Origin of the sequence: Lawsonibacter sp. (assembly GCF_022777125.1) — a bacterium.
GTDB lineage: Bacteria > Bacillota > Clostridia > Oscillospirales > Oscillospiraceae > Lawsonibacter_A > Lawsonibacter_A hominis.
The window spans coordinates 1-9,629 of sequence record NZ_JALFGV010000093.1 but is presented as its reverse complement, the minus strand read 5'-3'; the positions used below and the strand labels follow the sequence as shown (position 1 = coordinate 9,629).

At 64.2% G+C, this 9,629-nt stretch carries 9 protein-coding genes, 2 tRNA genes, 1 rRNA gene and 1 pseudogene; 11 read left to right on the top strand and 2 right to left on the bottom strand.

Annotated features, from left to right (window positions below; all coding sequences use genetic code 11):
• Positions 1–60 precede the first annotated feature (60 nt).
• From MR825_RS07900 to MR825_RS07850, 11 genes are all read left to right on the top strand, one after another.
• A tRNA-Glu gene (locus MR825_RS07900) sits at positions 61–135 on the top strand.
• Positions 136–153: 18 nt separating this feature from the next.
• Positions 154–229 (top strand) — tRNA-Lys (locus MR825_RS07895).
• Positions 230–314: 85 nt separating this feature from the next.
• Positions 315–430 (top strand): 5S ribosomal RNA (gene rrf, locus MR825_RS07890).
• 54 nt (positions 431–484) lie between these two features.
• On the top strand, positions 485–1,165 hold the full coding sequence (gene sfsA / locus MR825_RS07885) for a DNA/RNA nuclease SfsA (protein WP_186907779.1): 681 nt from the start codon (positions 485–487) through the stop codon (positions 1,163–1,165).
• A gap of 301 nt (positions 1,166–1,466) precedes the next feature.
• Complete coding sequence (locus MR825_RS07880; RefSeq protein ID WP_186907778.1) at positions 1,467–3,152, top strand: ammonium transporter; 1,686 nt, start codon at positions 1,467–1,469, stop codon at positions 3,150–3,152.
• An 80-nt stretch (positions 3,153–3,232) separates the two neighbouring features.
• Complete coding sequence (locus tag MR825_RS07875; protein WP_256176068.1) at positions 3,233–3,946, top strand: GNAT family N-acetyltransferase; 714 nt, start codon at positions 3,233–3,235, stop codon at positions 3,944–3,946.
• Positions 3,947–4,426: 480 nt separating this feature from the next.
• Entirely contained in the window at positions 4,427–4,747 is a 321-nt protein-coding gene (locus tag MR825_RS07870; protein ID WP_186907776.1) for a PadR family transcriptional regulator, read from the top strand.
• On the top strand, positions 4,744–5,916 hold the full coding sequence (locus MR825_RS07865; RefSeq protein WP_287880001.1) for a DUF2812 domain-containing protein: 1,173 nt from the start codon (positions 4,744–4,746) through the stop codon (positions 5,914–5,916). Before MR825_RS07870 ends, MR825_RS07865 begins: the two co-directional genes overlap by 4 nt.
• Positions 5,913–7,010, top strand: coding sequence for a DUF2812 domain-containing protein (locus tag MR825_RS07860; RefSeq protein ID WP_287879998.1), 1,098 nt, complete (start codon positions 5,913–5,915; stop codon positions 7,008–7,010). Before MR825_RS07865 ends, MR825_RS07860 begins: the two co-directional genes overlap by 4 nt.
• 2 nt (positions 7,011–7,012) lie before the next feature.
• Complete coding sequence (locus tag MR825_RS07855; protein ID WP_256176070.1) at positions 7,013–7,609, top strand: NAD(P)H-dependent oxidoreductase; 597 nt, start codon at positions 7,013–7,015, stop codon at positions 7,607–7,609.
• A gap of 1 nt (position 7,610) precedes the next feature.
• A complete protein-coding gene (locus tag MR825_RS07850) occupies positions 7,611–8,609 on the top strand; it encodes an asparaginase (protein ID WP_186907772.1) in 999 nt (332 codons plus the stop codon).
• 264 nt (positions 8,610–8,873) lie between these two features.
• On the opposite strand, the gene recR is transcribed toward MR825_RS07850, so the two are convergent.
• Both recR and MR825_RS07840 read right to left on the bottom strand, forming a co-directional pair.
• Positions 8,874–9,476 (bottom strand): recombination mediator RecR, encoded by a 603-nt coding sequence (recR, locus tag MR825_RS07845; protein WP_186907771.1) that lies wholly within the window; start codon positions 9,474–9,476, stop codon positions 8,874–8,876.
• A 2-nt stretch (positions 9,477–9,478) separates the two neighbouring features.
• A pseudogene (locus tag MR825_RS07840) lies at positions 9,479–9,629 on the bottom strand (ribulose-phosphate 3-epimerase); the annotation flags it as partial.

Sequence of the window (9,629 nt, the reverse complement as noted above, 5' to 3'; positions counted from 1 at the left end):
TAGAGCAACTGACTCTTAATCAGTGGGTCCCGGGTTCGAATCCCTGAAGGCGCACCAAACGGCCCGTTGGTCAAGCGGCTAAGACGGCGGCCTCTCACGCCGCAAACGTGGGTTCGATTCCCGCACGGGTCACCATCATTTCTACGTGCGTATGCGCCTTTAGCTCAGTTGGTAGAGCAACTGACTCTTAATCAGTGGGTCCCGGGTTCGAATCCCTGAAGGCGCACCATTCCCTATGGAGCGCTTGCGGCGCTCCATAGGGAACCCTAAAAATTGAATGGATTTTAACCGGATTTCCGGTTGAAATAAATGCAGTCGGTATTGATTGCGGCGAGGGTCCACCCGTTCCCATCCCGAACACGGAAGTTAAGCTCGCCTGCGCCGAAGATACTCGCCTGGAGACGGGCTGGAAAAATAGGTAATGCCGACACAAAAAACGGACTTCTTTGGAAGTCCGTTTTTTGCTGCATGGGGAGGAAACCATATGCACTATGAAGGAATTTTGCCGGGCGTTTTTCTGGATCGGCCCAACCGCTTTATCGCCCATGTCGCGTTGGATGGGGCACCGGTCGTCTGCCATGTGAAGAATACGGGCCGCTGCCGGGAACTGTTGGTGCCTGGGGCTGCGGTTTACCTCCAGGAGTGCGGCAGCCCGGCCCGGAAAACGCGCTATGATCTGATCGCAGTGGAGAAAGGACGCCTGCTCGTCAATATGGACGCCCAGGCTCCCAACCAGGTCTTCCGGGAGTGGGCGGAGCAGGGCGGCTTCACGCCCGGGCTGACCCTGCTGCGGCCGGAGACCCGGTGGGGGGCCTCGCGCTTTGATTTTTATTTTGAGGCCGGGACACGGCGCGGCTTTATAGAAGTAAAGGGCGTCACCCTGGAGCAGGAGGGCCATGCGCGCTTCCCCGATGCGCCTACAGAGCGGGGCGTCAAGCACCTGGAGGAGCTGACAGCCTGTATGGCGGAGGGCTACGAGGCCTATGTGTGCTTTGTGATCCAGATGACGGGCATGAAGGACTTTGCGCCCAACGATGCAACGCATCCTGCATTTGGCGAGGCGCTGCGCCGGGCGGCCGCGGCCGGGGTGGGGGTGCTGGCCCGGGAATGCCGGGTGACGCCGGATACGCTGACAGTTGCCGGGGCGGTTCCGGTTCTCCTTTGAACTAAAAATGAATGACCTTTGGATAGAAAATGCATAAGAACTGTAAAAAATAGCTTAAAATTCTGCGGTTAAGCTGAAAATGCAAGAGGAGCGTTGACAACGGGCATGAAATCTGATAGACTGCCCCAGTAAGCAAAGGCGCTGCGGAGGAAGGGTCCTCCGCAGCGCCGCTCTGCTTTTTGGAGGCGGAAGCGGCCCTCGTCTCCAGACGCCCGGAAGGGAAAAGAGAACATCTGCGCAAAGACGCGCGCCCTGTTGATCCGGCAGGGCGGGCGTCTTTCTTGTTGAGGAGGAACGTTTTATGGACATGTCGATCTGGTATCTGGTTGGCGCGATTTTGGTCTTCTTTATGCAGGCAGGCTTTGCTATGGTGGAATCCGGACTCACGCGCGCCAAGAATGCCGGCAATATCATTATGAAAAACCTGATGGACTTTTGTATCGGAACGGTCGTGTTCATGCTGCTGGGCTACGGTATCATGAACAGCGAAAGCTACTTTTTCGGTCTCATCGGGCTGCCGGAATATCAGCTGTTTACCGGCTTTTACACATTTGATTGGTCGAACTTTTTCTTCCAGCTTGTGTTCTGCGCCACTGCCGCAACCATCGTATCCGGCGCCATGGCGGAGCGCACCAAATTCTCCAGCTACTGCATTTACTCCGCTGTGATCTCCGCCGTGGTCTATCCCATTGAGGCGGGCTGGGTCTGGAACGGGCAGGGCTGGCTGGCCCAGCTGGGCTTCATCGATTTTGCCGGTTCCTGCGTGATCCATATGGTGGGCGGCATCTCCGGCCTGATCGGTGCGATTCTGCTGGGACCCCGGATCGGCAAGTACGGAAAGGACGGCAACTCCCGTGCGATTCTTGGACATAATATCCCGATCGCGGCGCTGGGGACGTTTATCCTCTGGTTCTGCTGGTATGGCTTCAACGGCGCCGCAGCCTCCGATCCCGCCCAGCTGGCGCAGATCCTGGGCAACACCACCATCGCCCCGGCGGTGGCTACCGTGGTGTGCATGCTCTTTACCTGGATCAAAAACGGGAAGCCGGACGTGGGTATGTGCCTGAACGCGCCTTTGGCGGGGCTGGTGGGCATCACCGCCGGCTGCGCTGATCTGGATGCCGTGGGCTCCCTCGTGGTGGGCGTGGTCACCGGCGTGCTGGTGGTAGTCGTGGTGGAATTGCTGGATATGAAGCTCCACATCGATGACCCCGTGGGCGCTGTGGCGGTCCATGGCAGCTGCGGTATGGCCGGTACGCTCCTGACCGGCCTGCTGGCCACCGAAGGCGGCCTGCTCTACGGGGGCGGCCTGCGCCAGCTCGGCGTACAGTGCCTGGGGGTCGTGGCGGTCGCGGCCTATACCGGCGTGGTCATGACGATCGTGTTTCAGGTCATCAAGCATACCAACGGACTGAGGGTCACGCCTGAGGAAGAGGTCGCCGGGCTGGATGCTACCGAGCACGGCCTGCCCTCCGCTTATGCAGACTTCTCTCCCAACACCAGTATCACCGCGCTCCCCGCCGCCAACGCCTTCCCCGAGCCTGCGCCCGCCCCGGCTGCGGCGGCGCAAGAGGCCGCTATGGCGGAGGCGGTGCCGGTGCATACCATTACCAGGGGCGCGGCCGGCGGCCGCAAGCTTTCCAACGTGACCATCCTCTGCAACCAGGCCAAGTTTGAGGAGCTCAAGACCGCCCTGAACGGGATCGGCGTCACCGGCATGACGGTCAGCCAGGTCCTGGGCTGCGGGATACAAAAGGGGAAGACCGAATATTACCGCGGGGTCCCGCTGGCGATCAACCTGCTGCCCAAGGTACAGGTGGAGATCGTCGTCTCCAAGGTGCCGGTGGAGCAGGTGGTGAACGCGGCCAGGCAGGCGCTGTATACCGGAAGGATCGGCGACGGAAAGATCTTTGTTTACGATGTGGAGAATGTGATCAAGGTCCGCACCGGTGAAGAGGGATACGACGCCCTGCAGGGTGAGGAATAAACGAAGCACAGTACCCCGGGCTTGCAAACGCCCGGGGTACTGTGCTATAGTGGGAAAAACAGGAGCAGGAGGGCGACGCCATGCAGCCGGAGCTGGAGATCATCACCAAAGAAATTCCCGCAAAGGGGAAGGCCTATATCATCGTTCGCCGCTGCCCGCCGGAGGGCCTGGACGCCGCGCTGCGACGGGGAGCCGCTCAGGCGCTGAGTCAGGGGGCCAGCCTGCTCTATGCCGCGTCCACGGATCCGGAAGCGCCTCTGGAGGCGGGGGAGAAGCGGGGTTACCAGCTGATCTATGAGCACGATATGCTCCGTATGAGCCGGACGCTGACGGAGGAACCGCCGCGGCCGGGGCGGTTGCGCCTGGAGCCGCTGGTACGGGAAAAGGGCGGGACCTGGCTGGCGCTCTATAACGAGGGCTTTTTCAATGTGCCGAATTCCGCCACCTATGATGGGAACGACCTGGAACGTGTGCTCGGCGAAGCGTGCAGCGCCGGGTTCGTCCTGCTGGATGAGGTGCCGGTCGGGGTCTATGAGCTTGGCTTTGCGGAAGAGCAGCCGGAGATCGAGGGGGTGGCCCTGCGCAGGGACTTCCAGGGCCGGGGACTGGGACGTGAGCTCCTGCTGGAGCTGATGGGGATGCTGGCGCGGCAGGGCCATACGGAATGCTGGCTCCGCGTGGCGACCTCCAACCGGAACGCCTGCGCCCTGTATCGCTCTCTGGGATTCGGGCGGGAGAGCGTTCTCTCCCGATGGTTCCAGGTAGTGTCGGAGAGCGATCTGCGCATCGAATAAGCGTGCACGGACAAAGCGGCGCGGCCTTTGGGGCGCGCCGCCGTCCGCTTGTCGCCCACACCATCCGCAGGGGCGCCGGGCAGGGTTTACCCGCAGGGGCAAAAGCGGGGCCCCTGGGGGGGCGCGCCGGAAAGGCCCCTTCTCAGGACGGGCAGAGCGCCTTTTTCGCAAGAAATAGAACCCGGTCCGTCCCGCATCCGTTTGTCTCCGAAGGCCCCGGAGCCTTTTGCGACAGCCTCAAGCGGCGCGGCGGAAGCAGCGCCGCTTGTTTCTGGAACAGGACGCCGGCTTTTTCCTGCAGCCTTGCGGCCATGCGCGGCCCGCGCGCCGCCTCCGCCCTGGAATTTCGGGAAGCGGATGGCAATTGATCATTCGTGCCGCGCGGCGTATGTTCGAAAAAAGTTCCGTCAAGAGCGTTGACAGCAGGCGCGTTTCGTTTTACAATCACTATGTCGATATTCGATATAAGGAGGGCGGGAGATGGCGCGCAAGAAGCTGGAGACGCTGACCGAGCAGATGTATTATGTCCTGCTCTCTCTGCGCGCGGAGCGCCATGGTTACGGGGTGATGCAGGACATTTCGGGGCTGACCGGAGGGCGGGTCAGCGTGGGCGCGGGGACCCTGTACGCCCTGCTGGAGCGTTTTGAAGGAGACGGACTGATCCGCCGGACGCGCACGGAAGAAAAGCGGAAGTATTACCGCCTGACGCCGGAGGGCGAGCGGGCTCTTTTTGCGGAGTACGAGCGCATCTGCCGCCAGGCATCGGATATGGAACGGGTAATGAAGGAGGAAGCGCCGTGAGCGGAGCATGGGGCCTGTTTGCCTACGATGCCCTGGACTATACGGCGGCCCAGCAATGGCTGGACCGGAAGGCCGCGCAGGGCTGGCGGCTGAAGAAGCTGTATTTCGGCCTGCTGGCCCGGTTTGAGCGGGACGAAACGAGTGTGATCCTCTGCTGTGTGGCGCCGCAGGGACGCGTTCAGGGCGAAGAAGCGGAGTCCTGCCGGCTCTGTGCCGGCACGGGCTGGGATTGGGTGGCCGGGGTGCGGGGCATGGACCTCTTTGTATCCCCGCCGGGGGTGTTTCCCCTGCCGTTTCCGAGTGATACGGCCCTGGAACCGGACGGCCTGTTCCGCCGGGTAAGGCGAAGGTGGACGGCGTCCGCCCTGCTCATCCTGAGTCTGTTCGCCCTGCTGGGCTGCGTGCTCTGGGGGACGGGCGGCATGCGCTGGAGCGTCCTGCTGACCTCCGACCGGATGCTGTGCGGCCTGGCTTTTGCGGCGGTGGACGTGGGCCTGCTGGCCGCCGCCGCGCTGTCCCATATCCGCGTTTACATCCGCTGCCGCCGGTCTGTGGCGAAGGGGGACGGCCTGCCCGTCCGCCCTCAGCGGCCGGTCCGCGCCCGCGTCCTGCTGGATTACGCGCTCATGCTCCTGGTATGGCTCACCTGCTTCGGGAGCGCTCTGGCCTGGATCGGCGGAAATTCCCTTCCGGTGGAGCGTCCGGACCGGGAGGAGCTTCGCCGGGAGCCGGTGGTACTGGCCGAGGACCTGAAGATCCGGGACGGCCGGACCAGCAGCCTTTCGGTTCAGGAGGGCGCCTCTTTGCTGGTGTCCTGGCGGCGGACCTGCGAGGTGCTGCGGAAGGACGGAGCCCTGACCGGTCAGGTGAGGTGCGAGGTGTACCGCTGCCGCAGCGTACGCATCGCACGCCTGCTGGCGGGGGCGCTGTACCGGGAGGAACGGGAGGGCCGCACCCGCCATCTGCTGGAACGGCACGGGGCCCTGGAGCTGACGGAGGCGGCGCTGGGGTTTGACCAGGCGTGGACGGGAGACGGCCCGGACGGCTCCTGCCTTCTGCTGCGGCAGGGGACCACGGTGGCGGTCCTGGAAGCGCCTGCCGAACTGACCGAGGCCGACACGCTGGAGAAGCTGTGGACAAGACTGCAATTGGAGGGGAAGGCCGCATGAAGGAAAAAGATGTCTGTCTGCGCTGGTTCCACTATGCGCAGGAGGACGCGAAGGCCGCCCAGGAGGAGTTGGAGGAACGGGCGTCGGAGGGCTGGGAACTGGAGGAGCTGGGGCTCTTTTTCGCCCGGTTCCGCCGCGCCGCCGCTCCCCGCCGCTGCTGGGTGGAGCCGGTGCGCTGGAACAGCATCCGGCGGAAGGAGGAAGAGCGCCGGGCGGACTTCATGCAGCTGTGCGGCGAGGCCGGCTGGGAGCTGCTGGAGGAGGCGGGCGGCCTGTGGTACTTCCGTGCGGCGGGGGAACGCGTCCCCGCTCCCATTCAGACCGACGGGGGCCTGGAGTGGGAGAGCGTATGGAAAAAGGCCCTGTGGGAGCGGGGCTTCAACCTGCTCTATCTGGCCCTTTTCTGGGGCGCCTATTTCCTGGTGAACTTTGTATGGAAGGGCTTTCACCCGTGGGAGATGCTGCTGAGCCGCAGCGCCATGATGCTGATGGGGATCTGGTGCCTTTGGGTGCTGATGGGGGTGTTCCGGGGCGGACACGTGCTGCGCTACCGCAGGCAGTGCCGGCGGGCGGCGGAGGCGGGGGAGCCTTTTCCGGTGCCTTCGCGCCGGCGGGCCCGGCTGCGGGGCTGCTGGGGCGTGGTGCAGGCCCTGCTGCTGGCGCTTCTGCTGTTGACGGCGCTGCTGGGCGCCGGCGAGGAGACGCGCAGCGGCGAATTAGGCGGGCTGATGCGCTATGAGTCGGGGTCCGGCTTCGTGCGTCACACGGAGTATCGGCGCCTTGGAGAAGAGGACTGGCTCTACCTGGACGACTACGACTGCCGGTATGCTTGGCTGGCGGAGGCCATCTGCGCCGACCTGGTGGCGGACGAAGCGGATGAGCGCAAGCTGGATCTCCACTTCCATGCCCCTGTGACGCCGCAGAGCGCCGACCTGGGCTTTGACGCGGCGTGGCGCTACGACGCAGGCGGCCGCGCCGGGCTCATTTTCCGTTCGGGCCGCCGGGTGGTGCGGGCCGAGGCCGCGGGGACGGATTTCACCGATGAGAATGTTCTGGCGCAATTACGGGAAGCCTTTGCTTCGGAGGGAGCTTAACAATGGAAAATCTGCTGTTTATCAATGCCTGTGTGCGGGGGGAGCGGTCCCGCACCCGAAAGCTGGCCCGGCGCTTTTTGGAGGCGTATCAGGCCAAACACCCGGACAATGCGATTACGGAACGTAATTTGTGCGATGAAAGATTACAGCCTCAGTACCCGGAGATCTTGGACGAGCGGGATGCGCTGTGGAACGCCGGACGGTTGGACCAGCCCATGTTCGAACCCGCCCGGCAGTTTGCCGCGGCGGATCGGATCGTGGTCGCCGCCCCGTTCTGGGACCTGTCCTTTCCGGCCATCCTGAAGATTTACCTGGAACGGATCTCGGTCGCCGATATCACCTTCGGCTATGACGAGCGGGGGGCGATGAAGGGCCTGTGCCGGGCCTCCAAGCTGCTGCTGATCACCACCCGGGGCGGTCGTTATGCCGGCACGCCCCTGGAGATGGCCACCCCCACCATGAAGGCCCTGTGCGTCATGTACGGCATCCCGGAGTTCCAGTGCCTGGACGCCGAGGGACTGGACGACGTGCGTCAGGACCGGGCGGCCCTCCTGGCCGCGGCGGAGCGCAGGGCGGACGCCCTGGCGGAGGTGTTTTGAGATGAAGAAGCGTATCCTGCTGCTGACTACCGGCGGCACCATCGCCTCCCTGCCCACGGACCGGGGGCTCTCTCCCGGCCTGAACGGCACGGCCCTGGCGGGGCTGCTCCCCCAGGGGGTGCTGGAGCACTACGCAATCACCGTTCGGGACATCCTGCATCTGGATTCCTCCAACATCCAGCCGGAGGAGTGGCAGACCATTGCACGGCATGTCTATGAAAACAGAACGCAATATGATGGCATTGTGATTACGCATGGTACGGACACAATGGCCTACACGGCTTCTGTGCTCTCCTTTATGCTGCAGGGGATCGGGGTGCCCGTGGTGCTCACCGGCGCCCAGCTGCCCATGACCCACCCCCTTACCGATGGGCTGGACAACCTGCGCACGGCGCTGGCCATGGCGGCCTCGGGCACGGCGGGGGTATTCCTGGCCTTTGACCGGAAGGTGATCCTGGGCTGCCGGGCGGTGAAGACCCGAACGACCGACTTCGACGCCTTTGAGAGCGTCAACGCCCCGCTGGCGGCGACGGTGGATGGGAAGGGTTTGCGGATCCATCGCCAGGCCCTTCCCGTCCCCGCAGGGTCGTGTGCGCTGCGGGACAGGCTCTGCGACAAGGTCTTCCTGATCAAGCTAACCCCAGGCCTGGACCCGGAGATCTTCGATATGCTGCTGCAGATGCATTACCGCGGCATCGTGATCGAGGCGTTCGGCGCGGGCGGGCTGCATTTTGTGCGCCGGGATCTGATCGCCAAGCTCCACGCGGCGGCGCTGGCAGGCATCACGGTGGTGGTGTGCAGCCAGTGCCTTTATGAGCCCAGTGATTTTTCCCTCTACGAGGTGGGTCAGCGGGCCCTGGCCCAGGGGGTCATCCCCGGCCGGGACATGACCACCGAGGCGGCGGTGACCAAGCTCATGTGGGCCCTGGGGCAGACGGCGGAGGCGGCGGAGATCCGGGATTGCTTTGACCGCAGCCTGGCGGGCGAGGTCACGCTGTAGCAAAAGCCCCCGGCCATGCGGCCGGGGGCTTCAGGCTGTCGAAAAAGCCTCGCAGAGTTCGCGCCCGCAGGCGCGAATTCAGTCCAATCCGTTTTCTCCGGCGACATGTACGTCGGAGAAAACACTTCTCGGCCTGCAAGTGTGCGAGTTGTCCGCCGCAGGCGGACAACGAGTGCGCGCAGCAGGCCGCAGCTCCTTCGAAAAAGTGGCAAAGCCACTTTTTCGACCCGCTGGAGCCCCCGGCCCTGCGGCCGGGGGCTTTCTTTACATTTCGCGGCGGCCCTCCAGGGCGCGCATAAGGGTAGCGTCGTCGGCATACTCCAGGTGACTGCCCACGGGGATACCGTAGGCCAGACGGGTCACCTTCACCTGGAAGGGCTTGAGCAGCCGGGAGAGGTACATGGCGGTAGCCTCCCCCTCCGTATCCGGGTTGGTGGCCATAATGACCTCCCGCACGTCCCCGGCGCCGACCCGCGCGAGCAGCTCCTTGACGCGCAGGTCGTCCGGGCCCACATGGTTCATGGGGGAGATGACCCCGTGGAGCACGTGATAGGCGCCGGAATACTCCCGGGAGCGTTCCATGGCGATCACGTCCTTGGGATCGGCCACCACACAGATGGTGCTTTGATCCCGCTTGGCGCTGGCGCAGATGGGACAGGGCCCGTCGCCTTCGGCAAAGTTCTGACACACCGGACAGCAGTGGATGGCGGACTTGGCCTGCCGGATGGCGTCGGCAAAGCCGGCGGCGTCCTCATCGGGCAGGGAGAGCACGAAAAGGGCCAGCCGCTGGGCGCTCTTCCGGCCAATGCCGGGCAGGCGGGCAAACTGCTCCACCAGACGCTCCAGAGCAGGAGGAAAGTATTCCATGCTTATTCCCCCCGCAAGGCGGCGATGGCGGCGGCCGGGTCCGCCGCGCCGTAGACCGCGGAGCCGGCCACCAGAGTATCCGCCCCGGCGGCCACCACACGGGGGGCGGTTTTGGCGTTGACCCCGCCGTCCACCTCCAGGCGGCAGGCGGGG